This window comes from Paraburkholderia sp. BR10882 (assembly GCF_040948855.1).
Taxonomy (GTDB): domain Bacteria; phylum Pseudomonadota; class Gammaproteobacteria; order Burkholderiales; family Burkholderiaceae; genus Paraburkholderia; species Paraburkholderia nodosa_A.
In genome coordinates this window covers 258518-283147 of the sequence record NZ_JBFPKP010000005.1, presented here as the reverse complement: position 1 = coordinate 283147, position 24630 = coordinate 258518, and the positions used below count along the sequence as shown (strand labels likewise).

Genomic DNA, 24630 nt, shown 5'->3' with positions numbered 1-24630 from the left:
GCGAATCTCCCATGCTAGCGCGGTTTGGCCGCCGGGCGCATGCGCCGCGCTACGGGTAGGCGCTAGCCGCCATCGCCGAGCCGTTTGAGGATGCGCAGCAATTCGCCGAGGGACCATGCCTGGAACGGTGTGCCGCCAGGCCGGTGCGGCGCATCGCCATCGGCGACCTCGGAAACATGGTCGAGCCCGGCGCGGTCGAGATGCGCGAGCAGTGGCGTGACGAACCGCTCGCGAGCGAGCGCGCACTGCGCCGCGGTATCGCCGTTCACGCGCAGCCAGGCATCCACGAAGGGGCCGAGCAACCAGGGCCAGACGGTGCCCTGATGATAGGCGCCGTCGCGCTGCAGCACCTCGCCACGGTACTGCCCGCGATACGCGCGGTCAGACGGCGCGAGCGTGCGCAGCCCCATGGGCGTGAGCAGGTTGGCTTCGACCTGCGCCACGACCGCGCGCGCCGCATCGCCTTCGAGCAGCGCGAACGGCAGACCGCCTGCCGCGAAGATCTGGTTCGGCCGAATCGAGCAATCGACCGTACCGTCCACGTGATCGAGATCGACCACGTCGAACAGCGCGCCCGTCGACGGATCGACAAAGCGCCCGGCAAACGAGGCGCTTGCGCGCGCTTCCAATTCGCGCCAGCGCGTATCCCACGCCGCGCCGATGCGCAGCGCATTGATCCACAGCGCCTGTATTTCCACCGGCTTGCCGATGCGCGGCGTGACCACCCAGTCGCCCGCCTTCGCATCCATCCAGGTGAGCTGCACGCCCGGCACGCCCGCTCGCAGCAGGCCGTCGCGCGGATCGGCTGCGATCCCGTAGCGCGTGCCGCGCGCATAGCCTTCGAGGATGGCGTCGACGGCGCCCTGGAGCGCATGCCGCGCTTCGTGCGGCACGTTCCCGGCCGCAAAGTAGTCGTGCACCGCCACGACGAACCACAGCGATGCGTCGACGGAGTTGTATTCGGGCGCGCCGCCTGCGTCGGGAAAACGGTTTGGCAGCATGCCCTCTGAAACGGTCGCCGCCCATTCGAGCAGGATCGCGCCCGCCTCCTCGCAGCGCTCGTTCGCGAGCAGCAGGCCACGCATGGCGATGAACGTGTCGCGGCCCCAGTCGGTGAACCACGGATAGCCCGCGACGATCGTACGGCCCTCGCCTCGTGCAACGGCATAGGCATTGGCCGAACGCTGCAGACGCGAGCCGAGCGACGCCCGGCGCGCTTCTTCGATGCCGGCGAGCAGCTGCGCGCGGCTCGCGGCCCTATCGTTGCTGTCGAGCGAGGCATCCGGCGCACCCGAAGATGGTTGCGCGTGCAACAGTATCACCGCATCGCCTATGCCCAGATCAAACGTGAATACGCCTGGCGTCGCGAGATCCTCGATGTAGTCGAGCCCTCGCTCGCGTTCGCGCGGGTAGCAAAAGTTGCGGTACCAGTCCGGCGCATGCGTATAGCAGCCGTTGGAGCGCGCGACGATGGCGGGCAGATCGCCGTACGGTTGCCAGCGCACGTGCTCGCCGTCGATCTGGGCGTTGAAGTCGAACGCGGGGTTCTCGTGGTGCAGCCCGTGATAGTCGCGGCCCGAGATCAGCAGGCGGACTTTCAGCACGGCAACGCCAGCCCCGGAGGGTGCATCGAGCCGCCAGCGCAGCACGGTTTCGCGGCTCGCCTTCGCCACGAAAACTTCTGCCGTGAGCACGGCGCCGCCGTCCAGCCGGTAGCGCCACGTGGGCCACGGCGAGGTGTCGAAGCTCGCGATGCGCCCCGAGGTATCGGGATAGAGCAGATCGGGGGCGTAGCGCTGCATCGTCAGCGCGGTCTTGCGCTCCCCGTCCTCGAGCCAGGCTTCGATGCCGTTGACGAGCACCACGCGGTTCGTGGGCGGCTGCATAGCTGTGAGCAGCAGCGCGTGGTAGCGGCGCGTACGCGCGGTGCCGACTGTGCCGGATGCAAATCCGCCGGCGCCGTCCGCTTCGAGCCATTCGTCGTCGACGCGCTGCGCATCGATGGGGCTGTGAAGACGCGTCATCGGTTGTCCTACCCTCGTGGATCATCTGCGCAACGATACTCCCGTCGGCGCGGAGCAGCCAGAAAGCGAGTCGAAAGACGCGGGCGACGTGAACATCGCGAAATTGTTTACGTGCGTGCAGGGTTAGCGGGGCTCGGGCCGCCCGCGCCGCTGCCGGTAATGGATCTGCGCGGGCACCTGAATGGACTCGGGCGCGCCTTCGCCTTCGAGCAGTGAAAACACGCAACGCAGGCTATGTTCCGCGAGTTGCGCGCTGTCCTGCACGATGGCGTCGATGCGAAGCGGCAGGCAGTCGAGCAGTTGATGATCGTCGAAGGTCATCAGGCGGCCCGGCGCCTGGGCCAGTTGATGCGCTTCGTTCACGAACGCCAGCAAGCCTTCGAGCAGCGTGATCGAACCGGCGAACAGCGCCTCGGGGTAGCGCCCATGGGCTTCGAACCAGGCCTTCATCAGCGCATAGCCCGACTCTCGCTGGTAATCGCGCTGATACACCCAGTCGGCCTGCTCCGCAATGCCGTGCCGCTCTAGCGCGAGCCGATAGCCCGCAAGGCGGTCGCGGCTCGGGGAAAGTTCCGGCTGGCCACCGAAGAACACTACTTCCCGTGCGCCCTGTTCGATCGTCTCGCCCACCAGAGCCGCCACCGTTTCAGCGGCGTCGGTAATTACATAGGGAATCGCGCTCGTCGCCACGCGGCGGTCGGCGAACACGATCGGCAGACGCTTGACCCACTTGTCGTAGCGCGGCGCTTCGGCCGTACACGGCACGACCACCACGCCATCCACCTGCTGCGCGACCAGATGCGCAAGACCGTGGGTCTCGCGCACCGGATCTTCGTCGCTCGTCACGATCACGAGCTGATAACGGTAGCGCTCGCGGCATTGCCATTCCATGGCCTGGGCGAGCGCGGCGTGCGCCGAGTTGGTCAGATCCGGAATCACGAGGCCGATCGTGTTGCTGCGCCGCGAGCGCAGCGCGCGCGCCGATTGCGACGGCGTGAAATGATGGTCCCTCGCCACCTGCAGCACACGCTCGACTGTGGCCGCCGAGATGCGGTAGCGCTCGGCGTTGCCGTTGAGCACCATGCTGGCCGTGGTCCGCGAAACCTCCGCGAGGCGGGCAATGTCGTCGATAGTCAGACGCTCGAACTGGGACACGCGGCGTTCCTGCTGGATGTGGGTTGGGGATCGGGTGAACGCGGGAGCGAAGCGCCGGCGCTGCGGCTGCAAGCCAGGGCAAGGCCCAAAACGAAGCGCCCCGTGTGGCACGGGGCGCGCAGTCACTCTCAAGTGCGCGCGGTCGCGAAGTCTTCGCGTCCGATGGTACTACGCTCGCGCGCGCCTGAAAACGTGCTTACTGCTTGTACAGGTTCAGCGGCACCGGGATGAACTTGTCGACCGGCTGACCGTCGACCACCTTCTTCGCGGCCTGCACGCCATACTGGCCGATCAGTTCGGGCTGCTGCTGCACGGTCGCGGCCATCTGGCCGGACTTGACCGCGGCGATCGCGTCGTCGGTGGCGTCGAAGCCGACCACGGCCACGTTCTTCAGGCCCGCAGCCTGCAGCGCCTTGACCGCGCCCAGCGCCATTTCGTCGTTCTGCGCGAACACGCCCTGAATGTCCTTGTTGCTCTGGATGATGTTTTCCATCACCGAAAGGCCCTTGGCGCGATCGAAGTCGGCGGGCTGCTTCGTGACGATCTTCACGCCGCCCTTTGCCGCGATTTCATCGTCGAAACCGGCGCCGCGCTCGTTGGCCGCCGACGAACCCGGAATGCCCTGCAGCTCGACGATGTTGCCCTTGCCGCCCAACTTGTCGGCGAGAAAACCGGCAGCCATCTTGCCGCCCGCCTTGTTGTCCGAAGCGATATGCGAGCTGACTTCCGCGCCGTTCACGCTGCGGTCGAGCGAAATCACCTTGATGCCCTTGCTCGTCGCTTCCTTCACGACGTTGGCCACGGCCGAAGAATCGGTCGGGTTGATGAGGATGACGTTGACCTTCTTCTCGATCAGGTCCTCCACGCTCGCCTGCTGCTTCGCCGGATCGTTCTGCGCGTCGACGGTGATGAGCGTCACGCCATCCTTCTTCGCTTCGTCTTCGGCGCCCTTCTTGAGCGAGACGAAGAACGGATTGTTGAGCGTCGAGATCGACAGGCCGACTGTGACCGCGCCGCCCGAAGCCGGCGCCGCCGACGCGCCCGCATCGGCCGTGCTGCCCGGACCTTCCTTCGAGCAGGCCGCGAGGCCCAGCACCAGCGAACCGGCGGCGAGCGCCGCAAAGAGTTTCGAAATCGACGGCGAATTGTGCTTATGCATAGTCTTCCTCCTCGTTATATGTGGAGTGTGTGGAGATAAAATCTCAGGATACCTATTGATGCCAAACTGCCGCGCCGGGCGAATGAAGCGTGGCGCAGCCTGGGGATTACGACGACTTCCTGTTGCCGCGATCGATCAGCACGGCGAGCAGGATCACGATGCCCTTGATGACCTGCTGATAGAACGACGACACGTCGAGCAGGTTCAGGCCGTTGTTGAGCACGCCGATCAGCAGCGCGCCCACGAGCGTGCCGAAGATCCAGCCGCGACCGCCCGTGAGGCTCGTGCCGCCCAGCACGACCGCTGCGATGGCGTCGAGCTCGTAGCCCGTGCCCGCGGTCGGCTGCGCGGAGTTCAGGCGCGAAGTCAGCACCACGCCCGCGAGCGCCGACATGACGCCCGCGATCGTGTACACCCACAGCTGGATGCGATCGACCTTCACGCCCGAAAGCTTCGCCGATTCGGCATTGCCGCCCGTCGCGTAGATATGGCGGCCGAACACGGTCTTGCGCAGCAGGACCCAGAACACGCCGAACATCGCGAGCATCAGTACGACGGGAATCGGCACGAGGCGCGCGACATAGCCGCCGCCCAGCAGCGAGAAGAAGTCGCTGTTGAAGCTGCTGATCGGGCTGCCGTTCGACACGACGAGCGCGAGGCCGCGCAGCACCGTCATCGAACCGAGCGTGGCGATGAACGGCGCGACCTTGCCCTTGCTGATGACGAGTCCGTTGGCGAAGCCCATCAGGCCGCCAGCCACGAGGCCGGCGAGCGTCGCGACGATAGCGGGCGTGCCCGTGCTCAGCAGCGTCGCGATGATCACCGAGGAAAGCGCGAGCACGGAGCCCGCCGAGAGATCGATGCCGCCGAGCAGAATCACGAGCGTCATGCCGAACGCGATCAGCGCATTGATCGACGCCTGGCGCATCACGTTGAGCAGGTTGTCGAGCGTGAGGAAATCGCGGCTCACGATCGAAAGCGCCACGGAGATGATCAGCAGTGCTACGAAGGGTCCGAGCTTTTGCAGCGTCGCCCGGCTGCCGGGGGTAAGGGTCACTTGCGACATGTCATGTCTCGCTGGTTTGCAGTGTATGTGAGTAAGCGCCTTCGCTCAGGCTGCCACGGCTTGCGCAGCGCTCGCCTGGCCGCCGGCTGCCGCCGTCATGATCAGTTCCTGAGTGGCCGTGGCCGCCTCGAAGATGCCGTTCTGGCGTCCCTGATGCATGACGAGAATGCGGTCGCTCATGGCCAGCACTTCGGGCAACTCGGACGACACCATCACGATGGCGACGCCCTGCGCCGCGAGCTGATTGATGATCGTATAGATCTCGGCTTTGCCGCCCACGTCCACCCCGCGCGTGGGCTCGTCGAGCAGCAGCACCTTCGGCGGCTGCGCCAGCCACTTCGCGAACACGACCTTCTGCTGATTGCCGCCCGAAAGCGCCTTGACGTCGAGTTCGGCGTCGCGCGTGCGCACACGCAACTGCTCGATGAGACCGTCGACGGCGCTGCGCTCCGCGCGCTCGTTGACGAAGCCGAGGGTGGCGTACTGATCCAGATGCACGAGCGTCGCGTTTTCGCGCACCGACATGCCGAGCACGAGCCCCTGACGCTTGCGGTCTTCCGTGACGAAGCCAATGCCCGCCGCAATCGCGCTGGACGCGTCGCGCACCTCGAGCAGCTTGCCGTCGAGCGTGACCGTGCCCGCGCTCTTGCGGTTCGCGCCGAACAGCGTGCGCAGGATCTCGCTGCGCCCGGCGCCCATGAGTCCGGCGATACCGAGCACCTCGCCCGCGCGCACGTCGAACGTAATGCCTTCGATATGGCCTTCATCCGCCAGACCGGCCACGCGCATGCGCACGTCGCCCGGTGCATGGCTGCGTTTCGGAAAACGCTCGCCGATCTCGCGGCCCACCATCAGGCGCACGATCTCGTCGAAACCGGTGTCGCGAATCGCGCGTTCGCCGACGAAATGGCCGTCACGGAGCACGCTGATCTTGTCGCACACGCGGAATATCTCTTCCATGCGGTGCGAAACGTAGACGATCGCCACGCCGCTCGCCTTGAGCGACTGCATGATCTCGAAGAGCGTTTCGATTTCGCGGTTCGTGAGCGCGGCGGTCGGCTCGTCCATCACGAGGACTTGCGCGTTCAGCGACAGCGCCTTGGCGATTTCCACGAGTTGCTGCTGACCGATGGAGAGCAGCCCTGCTTCGGTCTGCGGATCGATACGCTGCGCGCCGACCCTGTCGAGCCACTTGCGCGCCTCTTTACGCATCGTCGCGACATCGACCATGCCGAAGCGGCTCGGCTCGCGGCCAAGGAACAAATTCTCCATCACCGTCAACTGCGCGATGAGGTTCAATTCCTGGTGAATGATGGCAATGCCCGCGCGTTCGGCCTCGACGGTGCTGCGGATCTGCACCGCGCGCCCATCGACGAGGATCTCGCCTGCATCGGCTTGATACACGCCGCTCAGGATCTTCATGAGCGTCGATTTGCCGGCGCCGTTCTCGCCCATCAGCGCATGGATCTCACCCGCCTCGATGCGGAAATCGACGCCTTCGAGCACCCGAACCGGACCGAACGCCTTGCCGATCCCCTGCATCATCACTTGCATCCTGGACCTCTCAGAAGATCACGCCCGAATGCAAAATCACATTCGCGTAGGGGCTGCACTCGCCGGTGCGGATCACCGCCTTCGCCTCGCGGCAGCGGCGCTTGAATGCTTCGTGCGGCACGGTTTCCACGGCGATGTGCGTGGCGGCCATCTCGCGGCTGCGCGCCACCACGGCCGCGTTATGCGTCTGCGCCTCGCTCGCGAACACCGCGCGCTCGGCCTTGAAGTCGGCGAGCACGCTGTCGAGCACGGCGAAGAAGTCGGGCACGCCCACCGCGAGCGAAACGTCGATGCATTCCACACCGTCGGGAATGGGCAGGCCGCAGTCGGCGATCACGAGGCTATCGGTGTGGCCCATGCGGGCGAGCACGCGTGCGATGTCGCGATTCAGATGTCCGTGTTTTTTCACTGCGAATCTCGGGCTTGCGTGTTCAGAAAGGCTTCGAGTTCGGCGAGCGTGGGCATGCCGCCCTGCGCACCGGCGCGCGTCACCGAGAGCGCGCCTGCCGCGTTCGCGCGCCGCACGGCCTCGCCAATGCCGAGATGCCAGAACGCCGCGAGTGCGCCGTTGAAGGTGTCGCCGGCGCCGGTCGTATCGACGGCTTCGACGGTGAATCCCGGCTGATGCACGAGCGCGCCATTGGCATCGGCGTAGTACGCGCCGTCTTTGCCGTGGGTCATGGCGATGCGCATGGGCGAGCGCGCGATGACCTCGGCCCACGCGCCTTCCGGCGTTTGCAGCGCGGTGGCGAGTTCATGCTCGTTGGGCGTGAGCAGCGTAGTCAGTTCGAGCAGTTCGCCGCTCAGTTCGACTGCGGGCGCGGGATTGAGAAAGAACGGCTTGCCGTGTTCGCGAGCGCGCCGCGCGGCATGCAGCACCGTTGCGTAGGGCACTTCGAGTTGGGCGAGCACGACGTCGGCCTGCGCGATCGCGGTGCTTGCACGGTCGATGTCCTCGGGCGAAAGCTCGTGGTTTGCGCCGGGCACGACGAGGATCGCGTTATCGCCGCCCGAGAGCGTGATCGACGCGATGCCGGTCGCCTCGCGGCCCGTGCTCACGTGGGCGATATCGACGCCTTCGCGCGCCAGCGTCGCTTTCATCTCGCCGCCGAACGCATCGGCGCCGACGCAGCCGATCATCGTCACCTCGGCGCCAAGGCGCGCCGCCGCGACTGCCTGGTTCGCGCCCTTGCCGCCCGGATGGGTCGAAAAATGCGTGCCGAACAGCGTCTCGCCGAGCCGGGGAAACGTGTCGGTCGTGACGACCATGTCCATGTTGATGCTGCCCACCACCACTACGCGCGCCATTGCACTCCCTTTCGACGGCTTGCCGCGCCTGCGGTTTTTTGCCGTGCTAAAACGTAATCAGCTTGGGAGCGCAGTTATACCAGAGTGCTCACGCGTGTGAAATAGACCCAGGGTATAACCGGATGCGCAGGACAATATGTCCCCGATTACTGGTGGGCCGGCCGTAGTGGGGCACCGGCTCTATACGAATCCGGCGCGGTGGTGGCCCGCGACGCGATTCTTGCGCATCACACCTCGATACCTAGCGCGACGATCCGCCGGTACAGCGTCGCGCGCGCCATGCCGATCTGCGCGGCGGCTTTCGTCACCTGGCCGCCGGCCGCGCGCAACGCTTCGGTCAGGAAGCGGCGTTCGCAATCGCGCATTGCTTCGTCGTACTGCTGATACTGCGGCACGCCGGTGTCGTCCTGCGTATCGTGCTGAGTGCCCGTCTCTTCGTCGCGGCGCTGCCCACGCCCATCGCCGATGAAGCGCGCGAGCGAGCGCGCATCGATGCGCTCGCTGTCCGATAGCAACACCGCGCGCTCGAGCGTATTGCGCAGCTCACGCACGTTGCCTGGCCAGCCATACGCACACAGCACCGCGAGCGCGTCCTTGTCGAGTTCGAGATGCCCCGCGCCGCTCTCCACCGCGAGCTTGTCGAGAATCGAATACGCCATCGCCTCGATGTCCGCCAGGCGCTCGCGCAGCGGCGGCACACGAATCATTAGTACGTTGAGGCGATAGTAGAGGTCCGCACGAAACCGGCCCTGCGCCACGAGTGCGGGCAGATCCGCCGAGGTCGCCGCGATAATGCGCACGTCGGTGCGCACGATGCGATTCGAGCCGAGCGGCTCGAACTCCTGCTCCTGCAAGACCCGCAGCAATTTGCCCTGCAGCGCGAGCGGCATGTCGCCGATCTCGTCGAGAAAGAGTGTGCCGCCCTGAGCCAGCTCGAACTTGCCGATGCGCCCCTTGCGCTCCGCGCCCGTGTACGCGCCCGCCTCCGCGCCGAAGAATTCCAGTTCCAGCAGCGTGTCGGGAATCGCCGCGACGTTCACCGTCACGAGCGGACTGTCCGCGCGTCCGGACGCGCCGTGGATGGCGTGCGCGAGCAACTCCTTCCCCGTGCCGGTTTCGCCAAGCAACAGCACCGGCGAGGCGAGACGCGCGGCCCGGCGCGCCTGGCGCTTCACTTCGAGGCTTGCGGCGCTCGTGCCGATCAAGCTCGAAAAGCTGTACTTCGCGCGACGCACCTGCGCGAGCGACTGACGCGTGCTGATCAGTTCGGCTCGCAGCCGTGCGTACTGGCTAAAGAGCGGCGACAGTCCCTTGAGTTCGTTGAACAGCACGAAGCCGACAGCACCGATCGTCTCGCCGTTGTCGTCCTTGATCGGCAAACGCGTGACGACGATCGGATCGCGATCGGTCTCGAGAATGTCGAGCAGAATGGGCTCGCCCCCCTTCACGACGTCGCGCATCATGCTGTTGGGAATGACGGCTTCGCAATCGAGACCGATCACGGCTGTGGGGTCGTCAAAGCCGAAGCGCGCCGCGTAGTCCCGGTTGATCCACACCACGCGCGCGTTGCGATCGACGATCACGGTGCCTTCGCTGAACTTGTCGAGTGATCGAAAGAGCGATTGCATCGCCAGCTTGCGCACGTGGTCGTAGTCGGCCAGCAGCGCGGTCGTTTCAATTTCCATTCGGTGCTTTTCCTGGATCGCGGCCCTGACGTAGCCCGTCACGACCAGTGGATTCTCATTTGCGGGACGCATTATCTCAGAAGTGAGATTGCGCCACGTCCCCTGAAATCTCCCGGCTTGGCGCGCGGGGGTGGCAAGCGGCGCCGCGCTTTCTTCGCCTAACTCGTCTCAGTTTTGCGACTCGCAGCCGCCGCAAGCATCCCGGCGCACCCCTGCGCCCCGCGCAGCGGGTTCGCCCTCCGCTTCGCGCAAGGCTCTCCGCCCGCTGGCACACATCGTGCTCTATTGCGCGGTCGCGCCGGCTTCGGCGCGCGCGAACAACAAACAGACCTGCACGAATAAACCAACTGGAGACAAGATGTCCTTTGTGATTGTGATCGCCGCTTTGGCGTTCCTGATGTTCGTGGCCTACCGCGGCTACAGCGTCATTCTCTTTGCGCCCATCGCCGCACTGGGCGCCGTGCTGCTGATCGATCCCTCCGCCGTCGCCCCCGTGTTTTCCGGCATCTTTATGGAAAAGATGGTCGGCTTCGTCAAGCTCTACTTCCCCGTCTTCCTGCTCGGCGCCGTGTTCGGTAAGGTTATCGAACTATCCGGCTTTTCCGAGGCGATCGTGGCCGCCGCGATCCGCTACATTGGCCGCTCGCGCGCCAATGCCGTGATCGTCGCGGTCTGCGCGCTGCTCACGTATGGCGGCGTCTCGCTCTTCGTCGTGGTGTTCGCGGTATATCCGTTCGCCGCCGAACTCTATCGCCAGAGCAACATTCCGAAGCGCCTCATGCCCGGTGCGATCGCGCTCGGCGCGTTCACGTTCACGATGGATTCGCTGCCCGGTACGCCGCAGATCCAGAACATCATTCCCACCACGTTCTTCAAGACCACCGCGTGGGCCGCGCCCTGGCTCGGCGTGATCGGCTCGATCTTCATCATCGTGGTCGGTCTCACGTACCTCGAATGGCGCCGCCGCAGCGCCATGGCGAAGGGCGAAGGCTATGGCACGTCGCTCGTGAACGAACCGGAGCGCGTCGAGACCGGCAATCTGCCGCATCCGGCGCTGGCCATCGCGCCGCTCGTGCTCGTTGGCGTCGCCAACTTCCTGCTGACGAAGTGGATTCCGCAGTGGTACGGCGAAAGCTTCACCGTCGCGCCCGACGTGCTGCCCGGCATGCACGCGCCCGTGACGGTGGCCGTGAAGAGCGTCGTCGCCATCTGGGCCGTGCAGGGCGCACTGCTGCTCGGCATTCTGCTCGTCATCGTGACGGCGTTCGGCCGCGTGAAGGAACGCTTCGCGATCGGCACGAAGGCCGCAGTGAGCGGCGCGCTGCTCGCCACGCTCAATACGGCATCCGAGTATGGCTTCGGCGGCGTGATCTCGGCGCTGCCCGGCTTCCTCGTGGTCGGCAATGCGCTCAAGGCCATTCCGAATCCGCTCGTGAATGCGGCCGTGTCGGTTTCGGCGCTCGCGGGTATCACGGGTTCCGCATCGGGCGGCATGAGCATCGCGCTCGCCGCCATGTCGGACACCTTCATCAAGACCGCGCAGGCCATGCACATCCCGATGGAAGTGCTGCACCGCGTGGTGGCAATGGCGAGCGGCGGCATGGATACGCTGCCGCACAACGGCGCGGTCATCACGCTGCTCGCGGTTACGGGCCTCACGCACCGCGAGTCGTATCGCGACATTTTCGCGGTGACGATCATCAAAACGCTCGCGGTCTTCTTCGTCATCGCCGTGTTCTACCTGACCGGCATCGTCTAACCGGCAACTACACCAGGCCCACCCATGCATCTCCCCAACACGCTCTCCCTCGCCGGAAAGACCGCCGTCGTCACCGGTTCGACCAGCGGCATCGGTCTCGGCATTGCGACGGCGCTGGCTCGCGCTGGCGCCAATATCGTCCTGAACGGTTTCGGCGATCCGGCGGCCGCGCTCGCGCAAATCGAAGCGACCGGCGTGCGCGCCGTGCATCACAACGCGGACATGAGCCGTCCTGCCGAGATCGAAGCCCTCGTGACTTTCGCGGCAAGCACGTTCGGCGGGCTCGATATTCTCGTCAACAACGCGGGCATTCAGTACGTCGAAACGATCGAGAACTTCCCGGTGGAGCGCTGGGACCAGATCATCGCGATCAATCTGAGCGCGACGTTTCACGCGACGCGCGCAGTGCTTCCCATCATGCGCGCAACGGGTTGGGGACGCGTGATCAATATCGCGTCGGTACATGGGCTCGTCGGCTCGGTCGGCAAGTCGGCCTATGTCGCGGCCAAGCATGGCGTGATCGGGCTCACCAAGGTCGCCGCACTGGAAACCGCGCGCAGCGGCGTGACCGTCAACGCGATTTGTCCGGGCTGGGTGCTCACGCCGCTCGTACAGAAGCAGATCGATGACCTGGCTCACCGCGAGGCCATGTCCGTCGAAGACGCCACGCTGAAACTGCTCGGCGAAAAGCAACCGTCGGCAAGCTTTGCGACGGTCGAGCAAATCGGTGGCGTAGCGGCCTTCCTGTGCTCGGAAGCGGCGAACGAGATGCGCGGCGCCGAACTCAAGGTGGATGGCGGCTGGCTCGCGCAGTAAAAACGGCAGCGGCGCGCGAACGACGTACGACGCGTCAATCGCGCGCCATGCGCCGCAGTTTCATGGCGTGCGTATTCCGTACGTCTTCGTACAGAACACCTGAGCGCGCCGATTTATGTGCTGGCTGATTATTTCGTATCGTTCCGCAGTGAGTCGATACGATGCTGCCGTATCGATTCATTTGCGATTGCTTCGCTCCTGCCCGGCCGCCGCGCCTTCCGCGATCAATGGCCAGACCACCTGTTCGAACTGCTCGGGTTCGATCGGCTTCGAGTACAAATAGCCCTGCGCGAAATCACAGCCCATCGACTTGAGAAAATCCCGTTGCTCGACGGTTTCCACGCCTTCGGCGATGACCTGGATTCCCAGCTTGTGTGCGAGCACCACCATCGCCTCGCAGAGCACCTGATTGTTTTCGTCCACGCTGAGGTTCTGAACAAACGAGCGATCGATTTTCAGGTAATCGATGTCGAAGCGCTTGAGATAGGCCAGCGAGGAATAGCCGGTACCGAAGTCGTCGATTGAAATACCGATGCCCGCCAGACGGAAATCGAGCAACCGCTCGTCGATATTCGATTCGGCCTGCAGCAGCAGCCCCTCGGTGATTTCCACCACCACGCTTTGCCCCGGCATGCCCTCGCGATCGAGATAGTCGTGCCACCGCACGCCGACCGTGCTGTCCTGGCGGACCTGCACCGGCGACATGTTCACGCTGATCTGGAACGACGGATCGTATTGCTCACGCCAGATGCGCGCTTGCTGCACGGCTTGCCTGAACACCCAGTCGCCGATGGGAATGATCAGGCCGGTATCTTCGGCCAGCGGAATGAATTCCAGCGGACTGATCATGCCGCGCTCCGGATGCAGCCAGCGTAACAGGGCTTCCGCCTTGCAGACCCGGCCCGTTGCCAGGTCGACGACCGGCTGATAAACCAGCCGAAGCTGATTGCGAGGCAACGCTGAACGCAGGTCGCTGGTCAGGCGCAAGCGCGTTTCCGCCTCCAGCTGCATGTCGGGCGTGAAGTAGCTGAAGCGGTTGCGTCCGGCATTCTTGGCCGCGTACATGGCCTGGTCTGCGTTCTTGAACAAGGCGTCGAGTTCAACCGTGTCGTCGGGGAAAACGGTGACGCCAATGCTCGCCGAAATGTAGACCTCGTCCGCGCCGAGTTTGAACGGTTCAGTCAGTTTGCGATTGATATTGCGCACGGTCTGCTCGACCGCGTCCATGTCTTCGAGATCGGGCAAGATCACCGTGAACTCGTCGCCGCCCAGTCGCGCGACGGTATCCAGATTGCGCACGCACGCGCTGATACGGCGACCAGCCTCGATCAACAGCACGTCGCCGCGGTCGTGCCCCAGCGAGTCGTTGACCTCCTTGAAGCGGTCGAGGTCAATCAACATCAGGGCCACGCGCCTTTGCGAACGGCGCGCGAGCGCGGCCTCCTCGGTAAGACGATCGTGAAAGAGCTGCCGGTTAGGCAGACCCGTCAGCGCATCGAAATTGGCCTGCTTCCAGATGGTCGCCTCGAACGCCATCCGGTCGGAGAGGTCGCGACCGACTGCCAGCACCGAAGTGACATGGCCGGAACGATCGATCTCAGGCGTGATGCGAATGTGAGTGCATTGCTCCTGCCCGTCCTTTCCTGCCCACCGCAGTTCGAACTGCGCGCTTTTTCCCGTCGCGATGACTTCGCCGATCTTCCTTTCGTAGACCAGCGCATTGGCGCCGCCGGGAAGCTCCGAAGGCCGCTTGCCGAGCACGCTGGCGAGATCGCATCCCGCCGACGTGCAAAAGGCCGGATTGGCGAAGATGCGGCGCAGCTCGCGGTCATATCGCGTGATCGTATCGGGCGAATTCTCGATCAGCGTGCGCGACTCCCGTTCGCGGGCGACGAGTTCCGCCGTCCGGTCGACGACAGTCTGTTCGAGCGACGCATTGATTTCGTTGATCTTGTGAATCTTCTGCCTGATCGCCGTGCGCATCCGCTCGAAGCGCTGCGCCAGCCGGGCCAGTTCGTCCGGTCCGCCAGGCGGGCCTTCCCCGTCCTTGCCATCGTCCTCGACGGCGCCGGCATCCTCGCCAGTGTCGTGCATGCGGCGCACCAGATCCTGGAGCGGCGCCGAAATGCTGTACGAAATAAAGTAGGCAAGGAAAATGGAAAGCAGAAACCCGGAAATGCCGACCACCACGATCTGGTTGCGTACGGCCTGCGCCTCCGCGGTGAGATTCCGTTCGGCGATCGTGCTGACCACGAACCAGCTCGTGCCGGGAATGCGCGCGTAGGCGGCAAGATAATGCCCGCCGCGCTTTGCCGCGAAATTGACGAACCGGCTCGACTCGCCCGATACGCGGTGGCGCGCGATATCTTCGATCAGGCCGGGCTCGGGCGCGGCGCCCGGGTTGGGCGACGAGGCGTGATTCGGAACCACGATGATCTTGTTGTCGCTCGCATCGAATACGTAAATCTCTGTTCCGCTGCCCGTGGCGACGTCGTTGAAAATCGTCGAGAAGTATTCGGGGCGGACGACCAGAACCAGACTGCCGATCTTCGCGTTGTCGCTCTTGTTGTAGATGGCGCGCACCATTCCCAGGTTCTGCTGGCCCACGCCATCGTCGTAGCTGCCCCAGTAGGTGCGTTCATGCGATTCTTCCGCAATGCCGACGAGCGCCGTCACACCCGAAGTCAACTGCGCAAATGCCTGCGTATCCAGAATCCGGTCTTTCTGGTCGAGCAAATATTTCTGGTTGATGAAATCGACCGACCCATAATGCTCGAGCAGCAAACGCGTCATGTCCTCGCGCGCCTCGCTCTGCTCCATCGCACTGCCGCTCGCCGCTCTCGCCAGTGCGCCCTGGACCCGGTCCGAAAGCACGAGAAGATTGCTTTCCGTTTCGATCTCGTGCATGCGCAGCTCGACATTTCTCGAAACCTGCCTCACCACCTCTTTCGAAAATATCTCCGCATTTTCCTTGATCGCCGCGATCGACTTCACATAGGAAATGCAGCCCGAAATGATAATGGGCAACAGCGCCAACAGAATGAAAGCGGCAATCAGTCGATAGCGAATCTCGACGCGTCGAAGCAAATCCTGGCAGAGGTAGTCGAAAGCGCGTCGCAGCAGTGCGGAGATTGCATTCATTTGTAGTGCATCTTCGCTTCAGTCTTGACCGAGTTATCCAGGCGCTGCGCAGCCTGCCTGGGTGTAATTTTCCTGAGCAGCACATCCTGCATCAATTCATGCACCAGCTCAATCGTATTGGAAGGAAGCGACGAATAATAGGGGCTTGCCGTGACGGGATAACGGCTGAGCGCGTTCGTGTAGTCGACGATCTCCACGTCGCTCACCACGGTCCCCATGCCTTTCTGGAACGGCGAAATGTTGTGGCGTTTCCGCTGAAGAATCGGAAACCCCTTGCCGGCGATGAATTCCAGAAAACGCATGGCCGCGGCCTTGTTGGGCGTTTCGCAAACGGCAAAGCCCGTTTCGCTGCCGAGCACCGGCACGACGCGTTCGCCGCGCGCGTTCCAGGGCGGCACGAACACGCCCACCGAGAAATCGTTTCCATGCAGCATGAGTCCTGCTGACCAGCTGCCCTGGAACGCCATCGCCACCTTGCCTTCCTTGAAAAGGCGAATGCCCTCGTCGTACCCCGTCGTCATGAACGACGGCTGCGCGTAACCGCGCTCCGGGATCAATGCGATTTTGGCGAAGATATCGGCCGCCTCCGGCGTATCGAGGTTCAGCGTGCCGTCCGCCATTTTCTCTTTCCAGTTGGGCTCGCGCGCGACCACATCATTGGCAAAGCCTGAAGCGAACGGCCCGTTGCCGAGCATGTTCGGAAAGCCGCCGCTCCACATCACCGGAATCATGCCCGCCTGCTTGAGCCTCGCGCACACCGCCAGGAACTCATCGAAATTCGTCGGCAGCGTGTCGATGCCGGCCTTGGCGAACATGGCGCGGTTGTAATAGATCATCGTCGTCGCCACGCCGCCCGATATGCCGAACCCCTTGCCTTCGCGACTGGTCCAGTCAGCCTTGAGTGGATCGAGCATGTTCTTCCATGCGGCGCTCTGGCGGACATCGGTCAGGACGCCCTGGTCGGCCAGCTCGGCGGCATAGGCGTTCGGATTGATGCTGACGAGGTCGGGCAGCGTGCCCGCCGCCACGCGCGGCTTGATGTTCTCCTCGATCGAGTTGCCGACCATGAACTGCACGTTCACGTGCAGATCGGGATTGAGCTTGTCGAACCCGGCGGCGATCTGGAGCATCTCCTCCGGCCAGTCCGGCGCCCAGATCAGCGCGGTGATGGTGGTCCGTGCCGGCGCGGCCTTGCTGCTCTGGGCGCCGTTCTGCTGATCGCAACCCAGGAGCAAAAGCATGCCGATCAGACCGGACCACAGCCAGGCAAACTTGATTCCGTGCACGTAACGCTCGCTTTCAGTTCGGGAATGGCGGACCCCGCGGAACGCAGGGGAACCACATTGCATATCGGCCGAAACCGGGCGTCACTTGAGGGGGTTGCGCGTGAGCGTGGCACGCGACAATTGGCGAGCCTTGCGGACGAACGATCATGCCCGTTCGCAAACGTTAGCGCGGCGCGATGCGCTAACGTGGTGCAATGGCAGCGGGTCTCTTTGCGCAGACCCGGAGCGCGGCGCGGCGAGGTCGATGGGTCGCCGCCTTGCGTCGCTTTCGAATCAATCGTTGCGATCGTTTCAATCGAGCGACGGGCTGCATTCGCATTCGAGCGCCGCGACCCGCGCCGGCCGCTCCATTGCCGCAAGCCGATGCAGCGTGACGAGTCCGAACACGGCGAGCGCGCAGCCGAGCACCAGATCGGCACGTATGCCCGCGCGGTCCACGATCGTGCCGCCCACTGACGAGCCAAGCGCAATCGCCACCTGGATCACGCTCACGAACATCGCCGAGCCCGCTTCGGCAAGATCGGCCGAGCCGCGCTGAATCCACACGGAGAAGCACAGCGGAATCGCGCCGAACGCCACGCCCCACATCAGCATCGCCGCGATCTCGCCAATTCGCACGTGGTCGAGCAGAATCATCGCTGCGAGCGCGCACAACAGCAGCGCCGTCATCGTCGCCACGGCGAGCTTCAGGCGCGTGGCAACGACCGCCGAAGTCAGCGCGTTCGAGAAAAAGCCGATCACGCCGAACGCGAGCAGCAGCAGCGTGATGGCGCTCATCGAGAAGTCCTGCTGGAGCAGCGGCGCGATGAACGTGTACGTCGAGAAATGCGCGCCGAATACGAGCGCCACCATCAGCATGCTCAGACGCACATGCGGGCGACGCAGCAGCGTGGCGAAATCGGCAAGACGCAATGCGGCGGCGGAAGGAAGCGTTGGCACCAGCAGCGCCTGCGCAACGAGCGCAAGCGCGACGAGGCCGCCCGTCACGAAGAACGACATGCGCCACGACGCGAAACCCGCGATAAAGGTGCCGAGCGGCACGCCGATCACCGTCGCGAAGGTCACGCCGGTCAGGATGATGGCCGTTGCGCGCGGGGCGTCGCTCGTATGCACGAGGCGGCCCGCCGCTGCAGTCGCAAGCGTCCAGAATCCGCCGAGCGCCGCGCCGAGCATCGCGCGGCCAACCAGCATGAACGTGAAATTCGTCGCAAGCGCGGAGACGATATTCGACGCAAGCAGCATGGCCGTGAGCAGGAGAAAGACTTGCCGCCGGTCCATGCGGCCGGCAAACATCATCAGGCCCGGCGCGAAGATCGCCGCCATCACGCCCGGCGTGGTCACCATGAGTCCGGCAGTACCCGGCGTCACGCCGAGGTCGCGGGCGATCTCGGTGAGCAAACCGACCGGCAAAAATTCGGACGTCACGAACGCAAATGCGCTGATCGCCACGGCCAAGACTGACAGCCACTGGCGCAGTGTCGTCTCTTCGAGCGGCGCGGGCGCGAGATTGGGAGAACGGTCGTTCATGTTTCGATGACTGTTTTGTGTGTGGCGAATAATAAAAGCCATTGTTCGGCAATTTCGCACCAAAAATGGGGAAAATCGCCGCTTAAATGGTCAATCGGGAATGACGTTTAAATTAACATCAAATAAAGCATCGCGTGCGGCCCTGCGATTAGCGGGGTCGACAAAAGGGTTATGAATGGAATGTGACGCGGCCTGCCCCGCGCGGGCCGGCGGGGCGGTGATTATGTCATTTCAGAGCCGGAAAAATAAACGATATTTTTCTGGGGACAATATAGGCATCGAATAGATGCTTTGCTGGTCACTGGACAGGAGACTAAGGGCGCCGGGAAAGCGCCCCGTGAGGAATTGCCGGAAAACCGGCCCATCAAGTCAAGCGAGGCGCTCGCAGGCGCCTGGGTTCAAAACCGCGTCTGCACGCCAACGCGGGCGATGAACTGATTGGGACCGCTCGACGTACCGTTGGGGTCGAGCACGCCGCTGATCAGCGCCTGAGCCCCGGCGTTCGTGCGCTGATACACGGTCTCCACATACACGACCGTCCGCTTGGACAGGAAGTGATCGACGATGGCCGTGATCTGGTGCGCGTGATTGTTGTCGAGATACGCGTTGCCCTTCATGTACATGTAGTCGGCGGCAATCGCCCAGTCTGGCGCGAGCAGCCAGTTCGCGCCGGCCTCGGCCTGGGCAATGGCGCCGCCGTTGAAGGTGTTGCGCACGGTCGTCACCAGCAGCGTCGCCATGACCTTGCCGAAGTCGTAGTGCGCGCCCACGCCCCAGTTGCGAATGCCGACATCGGGTTCGCCGGTCTCCACATATTTGGCTTCGGTGTACGCGGCCGCCATGCCGAACGCGCCGTTGGTGTAATTCGCGCCGGCACTGACCGTATTGCCGCGTCCGAATGCACCCGGAATGCCACCAAAGCCGTACAGGCCGCCGAAGCTGAATCCGGCAAACTTCGGCGATTGATACTTGACCGAGTTCTCGACCGTGGCGCCGGCCATGCGGTCCCAGTCGAACTGCTGCGCGAAGGGTGGGTTGCCCGGAATCGCGATCTTCGCAAACGGGCCCGCGCGGAAGTTGTAGAGGCCCCCGACTTCCATCGCCGCGTCGTCGTGGCCGAAAAACAGCGAATCGGTCATGAAGTCGTATTGATTGCCCATCGTGAGCCTGCCGTACTAGTCGCTGTCGAGGCCAACGTAGGCGTTGCGCCCGAAGATCCCTTGACCCGAGATGATCGAACCCGTCCCCATCGAAAATTGATCGACGAGATCGAACACCGCGTGCAAGCCGCCGCCCAGATCTTCGCGCCCGCGTATCCAAGCAGGTTCGGCGTGAAAATGCCGTCGTCGAACTTCACCACCGAGTGGCCGCCCTGGTTGCTGACCCACGACACGCCCGCGTCCACCATGCCGTACAGCAACACGCTGTCGCCCGCCGGGCCGCCTTCCGCATGTGCCTGGGCGCAAGCCATGACCGATACCGCCGTGCACCACAGTGCGAGGCTCTTCATTGACGTCTCCTTTACCTTGATCTCTTTGTCGGCATCCTTTTATTACGGATGCCTTATTAATTGAAATAATCGTCGAACTTCGGGAAACCGTAACGGCGCCGGGGCGCCGTCACCGCGACATCAGTCGGATTGCAGTGCGACCGGAGCCGACCGGCGTGCCAGCGCGCGCGGTGCGGTTTCGATCAGGAACATCGAAACGAAGATGCCGCAAATGAGCCCGCCGAGCGCGAACTGCAGCGTGAACTGAATGCCGTCGTGCTGCGCGACATAACCGGCAATCGCCGGCGCGATGCCGCCGCCAAAAATCTCGCCGGCACCCGAAGTAATGCCGATGGCCGAGGCGACTAGCCCCGCCGGCGCAGCTTCAGTCGCGATCGGCCCGGTGAGGACGCCCAGCATGCCAAGCGCGAAGAACGACACGACGAACAGGACGGCAAAGAGCATCCACGGGTTCGCGCCGACGCGGGCGAATACATAGAGCGAAATCGCCGCGCCCGCGAACGAGACGACCGAAGTCAGCCGCCGCCCTGCAACGTCGGAGAGACTGGCAAGGCCGAACTCACCGAGAAAGCCGCCGAAGCCGATCGCCGACACGACAAAGCCCATCTGCGCGGTGTCGAGATGCAGATAGTCCACGAGATAGTTGGGCACCATCGCGCCGATCACGAAGATGCCCGCCATCGCGCACAGCGTGGCCAGCATGGCGAGCACGACATTGCGGCTGGCGAAGAGCGCGCTCCAGCGCGGGCCGCCCGTTGCGTGCGCAACCGCCGCGTGCACCGGCTTGATTTGCGGCGCGTCACGCAACATCGTCGCGATCAGCACGGCCACGATGAGGCCCGGCACCGCGGAAACCGCGAACACCCAGTGCCACGACGGCACGACGCGCAGCAACTGCGTCGCGATGATCGGCGCGAGGCCCAGGCCCATCAGCGCGAACATGCTGAGCTGCAGCCCCTGGTTGCGCCCGCGGCGCGACGGATGCGAGGCCTCGCCCACGGAGGCCACGCTGGTGGGCGTGAATGCGCCCTCCGCGACGCCCATCAGCGCGCGAATGAGCAGCAGGCTTGCGAAGCCGGTCGCGAAACCCGAGAAGCTGGAGAGCAGCGAGAACATCACCATCGCCGCGATCATGATCTTGCGCCGGCCGATGCGGTCGGACAGGCGGCCCATGAGGATCGAGAACACGCCCCACGCAATGCTGAGAATGCCGATCAACTGGCCGAGCTGCTGGTAGCTCAGGTTGAGGTCTTTCATCATGTGGGGAAAGAGCGGCGCGATCATCCAGCGATCGAGCCCGACCAGACCGAAGCCGATGGCGAGCAGGACCAGCGTCCTGCGTTCGTTTTTCAGATCGTGTGGTTCGTGCGGATGATGTGATTGGGCCTGCCTCGTCACGTTTGTCTCCTTGGTTGTCTTGCGTGTTCGTATTACGAACTCCGCTTCGTTTATCGAACTTCGAGCGAGATCGTAGGAAACCTGACCTAGTGATGTCAATCAAAAAAGACCCTCGTTGTACACAATTTCTCTTTACTTTCCGCTTACTTTTCCACGTTTACCCTGTATTTCGCGACAGTTGTATTGAATAGATCGATTCGCTGTATACAATCTGTACACATCGTGGTGCAGTCTCTGGCCGCTTCTCCATTCGCTTTTCACCACTTCCTTACGCATGAACGGCATCGACGACACCTCCGCCAGCACGCGCGCCGGCTCCGCCGCTTCGCAAACCGTCAAGGCCCAGCTCGGGCTGCGAGAACTGATACTCGGCGGCGAACTCGCGCCGGGCGAGCGCATTTCCGAACTGGGCGTGGTCGAGCGCCTTGGCGTCTCGCGCACGCCGGTGCGCGCGGCGCTCATGCGCCTGCAGGAGGAAGGGCTGCTCGAGCCGATTCCGAGCGGCGGCTATGCCGTACGCTCGTTTTCGGAAAATGAAATACGCGACTCGATCGAACTGCGCGGCACGCTCGAAGGGCTGGCTGCGCGCCTTGCCGCCGAGCGCGGCATCACCCATTCGATGTTCCGCGACCTGCACGACTGCATCGACGAGATCGACGAACTGCTCGTGGGCGAGCTGAGCGAAGAAACCTTCTCCCGCTATGTCGAAGCGAATGGCCGCTTTCACCGGCTGCTGGCCGCGGCTTCCGACAGCGAAGTGGTGGCGCGGCAGATCGAGAAAGTCGCCACCTTGCCGTTTGCATCCGCCAGCGCGTTCGTCGTCGTGCAGTCGCTCGACCCGCGTGCGCGCGAAACGCTGATCGTCGCGCAAGCCCAGCATCGCGCCGTGCTCGAAGCGATCGAAAGCCGTGAAGGCGCGCGCGCCGAAGCGCTGATGCGCGAGCATTCGCATATCGCCCATCAAAACCTCAAGCGCGTGCTCGACAACCAGCGCGCCATGACGAGGCTGATTGGCGGCAATCTCATTCGCCGCAATCCGCGCTAGTGGCGCGCGGTATACGCGCTCGTTAAACGGCTTGATTCGAACGGCGGCATGCGTGCCGCCCCTCACCCTGAACGAAGGCGCAGCCAGGCGCCCTGGAGGAGACATATGTTCCTGAAAAACGCATGGTATGTCGCATGCACCCCCGATGAAATCGACGGCAAGCCGCTTGGGCGGCAAATCTGCGGCGAGCGCATGGTGTTCTGGCGCACGGCCGAAGGCGGCGTCGCCGCGCTCGAAGACTTCTGCCCGCATCGCGGCGCGCCGCTCTCGCTCGGCAGCGTACGCGAAGGGCATCTGGTGTGCGGCTATCACGGCCTCACCGTGGGCGCCAGCGGCAAATGCGTGAGCATGCCGTGCCAGCGTGTGGGCGGCATTCCGTCCGTGCGCAGCTATCCCGCGGTCGAGCGCTACGGTTTCATTTGGGTATGGCCCGGCGATGCGGCGCAAGCCGACCCGGCGAAGATCCATCACCTCGACTGGGCCGACAATCCCGCGTGGGCGTATGGCGGCGGCCTTTATCACATCCAGTGCGACTATCGCCTGATGGTCGACAACCTCATGGACCTCACGCACGAGACCTACGTGCACGCCTCGAGCATCGGCCAGCCCGAGATCGAGGAAGCACCGCCCAAGACCACGGTCAACGGCGACGTGGTCACCACCAGCCGCTTCATGCACAACATCATGCCGCCGCCTTTCTGGGCCGCAGCGCTGCGCGGCAACGGCCTCGCCGACAACGTGCCCTGCGACCGCTGGCAAATCTGCCACTTCTCGCCGCCCAGCCACGTGATGATCGAAGTGGGCGTGGCGCACGCAGGCAAAGGCGGATATGACGCCGATGCGCGCGACAAGGCGTCGAGCATCGTCGTCGACTTCATTACGCCGGAAACCGAAACGTCGATCTGGTACTTCTGGGGCATGGCGCGCAGCTTCGCCGTGCACGATCACGCGCTCACCGAAACGATCCGCACGGGCCAGGGCAAGATCTTCTCGGAGGATCTCGAGATGCTCGAATCGCAGCAGCGCAATCTGCTCACGTGGCCCGAACGCCGCATTCTGAGCCTCAACATCGATGCCGGCGGCGTGCAGTCGCGCCGCGTGCTCGACCGGCTGATCGCGGCAGAACGCAACGCAACGGCCACTGCCGCAGCGGACTGATTCGACCAAAGCCACGGTCGCGCGGACACGCGCGGCCGCTCTCCTTCCCTTGCCCCAACGCATCATGAAAGTCACCCTTCTGCGCAAGATTCCCGTCGCCACCGACATCTGCGAGTTCGAACTGGCGAGCGCCGACGGCGCACCGCTTCCGGCATTCGCGGCGGGCGCGCACATCGACGTCCATGTGGATGGATTCGTGCGCCAGTACTCGCTTTGCAACCGTCCCTCCGTTCATGGCGCCTACCACATCGGCGTGTTGCGCGACCCGGCTTCGCGCGGCGGCTCCGTTGCGATGCACGCGCTCGACGCCGGTACGAACCTGGAAATCAGCAGCCCGAAGAATCATTTCCCGCTGGACGAACAAGCCACGCATACCATCCTGCTCGCGGGCGGGATCGGCATCACGCCGCTCATCGCCATGGCCGAGCAGTTGCGTGAGGAAGGCCGCCCGTTCGAACTGCACTACTGCACGCGCGACCCACAGCGCGCCGCCTTTCGCGAGCGTCTTGCCGAAGCGGGTTTTGCCGAGCACACGCACTTCTATTTCGACAGCGAAGGCGCCGATGCACGCATCGACCTCGCGCGCGTGCTTGGCGCTCCGCACGACGGTAAACACGCCTACGTATGTGGCCCTGCGGGCTTCATCGACGCCGTGCTCGCAGCCGCAACCAGCGCGGGGTGGCCCGCGCAGAACGTGCACCGCGAGTACTTCGGCGCGGCCCAAGCAGGCGCGAGCGCGAGCGCGAACGCGGACACGAACGGCGCCTTCCAGGTCACCCTCGCGAGCTGCCAGCGCGTGATCGACATCCCGGCCGGCACGACCATCGTCGAAGCGTTGCGCGCGGGCGGCGTCGAGGTGCCGGTCTCATGCGAGCAAGGCGTATGCGGCACCTGCATCACGCGCGTGCTATCCGGCGAGCCGGACCATCGCGATCTCTACCTGACCGACGAGGAGCGCGCCGCCAACGACCAGCTGCTGCCGTGCTGCTCGCGCTCGCGCTCGCCCATGCTCGTGCTCGACCTCTGATACGGCGCGGCG

At 64.2% G+C, this 24630-nt stretch carries 17 protein-coding genes and 1 pseudogene; 5 read left to right on the top strand and 13 right to left on the bottom strand.

All coding sequences use genetic code 11. The features are described from left to right. Positions 1–62: 62 nt before the first annotated feature. The 8 genes from AB3X99_RS16060 to AB3X99_RS16025 all read right to left on the bottom strand — a co-directional run bounded on the left by AB3X99_RS16060 (position 63) and on the right by AB3X99_RS16025 (position 9951). The gene (locus tag AB3X99_RS16060; protein WP_368617481.1) at positions 63–2024 is read right to left on the bottom strand and encodes an amylo-alpha-1,6-glucosidase; all 1962 of its coding nucleotides are present in this window, start codon (positions 2022–2024) and stop codon (positions 63–65) included. A gap of 123 nt (positions 2025–2147) precedes the next feature. Then, positions 2148–3179 carry a substrate-binding domain-containing protein gene (locus AB3X99_RS16055; protein ID WP_368617480.1) on the bottom strand — a complete coding sequence of 344 codons (1032 nt, stop codon included), beginning with the start codon at positions 3177–3179 and terminating at the stop codon, positions 2148–2150. A gap of 196 nt (positions 3180–3375) precedes the next feature. After that, the gene (rbsB, locus tag AB3X99_RS16050; protein ID WP_368617479.1) at positions 3376–4338 is read right to left on the bottom strand and encodes a ribose ABC transporter substrate-binding protein RbsB; all 963 of its coding nucleotides are present in this window, start codon (positions 4336–4338) and stop codon (positions 3376–3378) included. Between the two features lie 106 nt (positions 4339–4444). Further along, positions 4445–5404 (bottom strand): ABC transporter permease, encoded by a 960-nt coding sequence (locus tag AB3X99_RS16045; protein WP_368617478.1) that lies wholly within the window; start codon positions 5402–5404, stop codon positions 4445–4447. A gap of 45 nt (positions 5405–5449) precedes the next feature. Further along, positions 5450–6949, bottom strand: a complete 1500-nt coding sequence (locus AB3X99_RS16040) for a sugar ABC transporter ATP-binding protein (RefSeq protein WP_368617477.1) — start codon at positions 6947–6949, stop codon at positions 5450–5452. A gap of 19 nt (positions 6950–6968) precedes the next feature. Continuing rightward, positions 6969–7367: a D-ribose pyranase gene (rbsD, locus tag AB3X99_RS16035; RefSeq protein ID WP_368617476.1), complete on the bottom strand. Its 399-nt coding sequence runs from the start codon at positions 7365–7367 to the stop codon at positions 6969–6971. After that, on the bottom strand, positions 7364–8266 hold the full coding sequence (gene rbsK / locus AB3X99_RS16030; protein ID WP_368617475.1) for a ribokinase: 903 nt from the start codon (positions 8264–8266) through the stop codon (positions 7364–7366). Before rbsK ends, rbsD begins: the two co-directional genes overlap by 4 nt. A gap of 227 nt (positions 8267–8493) precedes the next feature. Beyond that, positions 8494–9951, bottom strand: coding sequence for a sigma-54 interaction domain-containing protein (locus tag AB3X99_RS16025; protein ID WP_368617474.1), 1458 nt, complete (start codon positions 9949–9951; stop codon positions 8494–8496). Positions 9952–10309: 358 nt separating this feature from the next. On the opposite strand from AB3X99_RS16025, the gene AB3X99_RS16020 reads away from it, so the two are divergent. Next, positions 10310–11710 (top strand): GntP family permease, encoded by a 1401-nt coding sequence (locus AB3X99_RS16020; RefSeq protein ID WP_368617473.1) that lies wholly within the window; start codon positions 10310–10312, stop codon positions 11708–11710. A gap of 24 nt (positions 11711–11734) precedes the next feature. Beyond that, positions 11735–12526 carry a 3-hydroxybutyrate dehydrogenase gene (locus AB3X99_RS16015; protein WP_368617472.1) on the top strand — a complete coding sequence of 264 codons (792 nt, stop codon included), beginning with the start codon at positions 11735–11737 and terminating at the stop codon, positions 12524–12526. Positions 12527–12703: 177 nt separating this feature from the next. On the opposite strand, the gene AB3X99_RS16010 is transcribed toward AB3X99_RS16015, so the two are convergent. The 5 genes and pseudogenes from AB3X99_RS16010 to AB3X99_RS15990 form a co-directional block, all read right to left on the bottom strand. Further along, positions 12704–15667 carry an EAL domain-containing protein gene (locus AB3X99_RS16010; RefSeq protein ID WP_368603208.1) on the bottom strand — a complete coding sequence of 988 codons (2964 nt, stop codon included), beginning with the start codon at positions 15665–15667 and terminating at the stop codon, positions 12704–12706. Further along, on the bottom strand, positions 15664–16908 hold the full coding sequence (locus tag AB3X99_RS16005; RefSeq protein ID WP_368603263.1) for an ABC transporter substrate-binding protein: 1245 nt from the start codon (positions 16906–16908) through the stop codon (positions 15664–15666). Before AB3X99_RS16005 ends, AB3X99_RS16010 begins: the two co-directional genes overlap by 4 nt. A gap of 336 nt (positions 16909–17244) precedes the next feature. After that, complete coding sequence (locus AB3X99_RS16000; RefSeq protein WP_368617471.1) at positions 17245–18480, bottom strand: MFS transporter; 1236 nt, start codon at positions 18478–18480, stop codon at positions 17245–17247. Positions 18481–18878: 398 nt separating this feature from the next. After that, positions 18879–19951 (bottom strand): annotated as a pseudogene (locus AB3X99_RS15995) (porin). A 159-nt stretch (positions 19952–20110) separates the two neighbouring features. Further along, on the bottom strand, positions 20111–21388 hold the full coding sequence (locus AB3X99_RS15990) for an MFS transporter (protein ID WP_342948205.1): 1278 nt from the start codon (positions 21386–21388) through the stop codon (positions 20111–20113). A 274-nt stretch (positions 21389–21662) separates the two neighbouring features. Between AB3X99_RS15990 and AB3X99_RS15985 the strand changes: the two genes are divergently transcribed. From AB3X99_RS15985 to AB3X99_RS15975, 3 genes are all read left to right on the top strand, one after another. Next, positions 21663–22433 (top strand): GntR family transcriptional regulator, encoded by a 771-nt coding sequence (locus AB3X99_RS15985; protein WP_368617470.1) that lies wholly within the window; start codon positions 21663–21665, stop codon positions 22431–22433. Positions 22434–22538: 105 nt separating this feature from the next. Further along, positions 22539–23591 carry a Rieske 2Fe-2S domain-containing protein gene (locus tag AB3X99_RS15980; RefSeq protein WP_368617469.1) on the top strand — a complete coding sequence of 351 codons (1053 nt, stop codon included), beginning with the start codon at positions 22539–22541 and terminating at the stop codon, positions 23589–23591. A 64-nt stretch (positions 23592–23655) separates the two neighbouring features. Then, the gene (locus tag AB3X99_RS15975) at positions 23656–24618 is read left to right on the top strand and encodes a 2Fe-2S iron-sulfur cluster-binding protein (RefSeq protein ID WP_368617468.1); all 963 of its coding nucleotides are present in this window, start codon (positions 23656–23658) and stop codon (positions 24616–24618) included. Positions 24619–24630: the final 12 nt, after the last annotated feature.

Excerpts from the sequence above, each read along its gene's own strand:
- AB3X99_RS15975 (WP_368617468.1), top strand. The coding sequence starts at position 23,656 with ATGAAAGTCACCCTTCTGCGCAAGATTCCCGTCGCCACCGACATCTGC.
- AB3X99_RS16015 (WP_368617472.1), top strand. The coding sequence starts at position 11,735 with ATGCATCTCCCCAACACGCTCTCCCTCGCCGGAAAGACCGCCGTCGTC.
- AB3X99_RS16040 (WP_368617477.1), bottom strand. The coding sequence starts at position 6,949 with ATGATGCAGGGGATCGGCAAGGCGTTCGGTCCGGTTCGGGTGCTCGAA.
- AB3X99_RS16020 (WP_368617473.1), top strand. The coding sequence starts at position 10,310 with ATGTCCTTTGTGATTGTGATCGCCGCTTTGGCGTTCCTGATGTTCGTG.
- rbsK (WP_368617475.1), bottom strand. The coding sequence starts at position 8,266 with ATGGCGCGCGTAGTGGTGGTGGGCAGCATCAACATGGACATGGTCGTC.
- AB3X99_RS16045 (WP_368617478.1), bottom strand. The coding sequence starts at position 5,404 with ATGTCGCAAGTGACCCTTACCCCCGGCAGCCGGGCGACGCTGCAAAAG.
- AB3X99_RS16010 (WP_368603208.1), bottom strand. The coding sequence starts at position 15,667 with ATGAATGCAATCTCCGCACTGCTGCGACGCGCTTTCGACTACCTCTGC.
- AB3X99_RS16005 (WP_368603263.1), bottom strand. The coding sequence starts at position 16,908 with ATGCTTTTGCTCCTGGGTTGCGATCAGCAGAACGGCGCCCAGAGCAGC.
- AB3X99_RS15980 (WP_368617469.1), top strand. The coding sequence starts at position 22,539 with ATGTTCCTGAAAAACGCATGGTATGTCGCATGCACCCCCGATGAAATC.
- AB3X99_RS16000 (WP_368617471.1), bottom strand. The coding sequence starts at position 18,480 with ATGAACGACCGTTCTCCCAATCTCGCGCCCGCGCCGCTCGAAGAGACG.
- rbsB (WP_368617479.1), bottom strand. The coding sequence starts at position 4,338 with ATGCATAAGCACAATTCGCCGTCGATTTCGAAACTCTTTGCGGCGCTC.
- AB3X99_RS16060 (WP_368617481.1), bottom strand. The coding sequence starts at position 2,024 with ATGACGCGTCTTCACAGCCCCATCGATGCGCAGCGCGTCGACGACGAA.
- AB3X99_RS16025 (WP_368617474.1), bottom strand. The coding sequence starts at position 9,951 with ATGGAAATTGAAACGACCGCGCTGCTGGCCGACTACGACCACGTGCGC.
- AB3X99_RS15985 (WP_368617470.1), top strand. The coding sequence starts at position 21,663 with ATGAACGGCATCGACGACACCTCCGCCAGCACGCGCGCCGGCTCCGCC.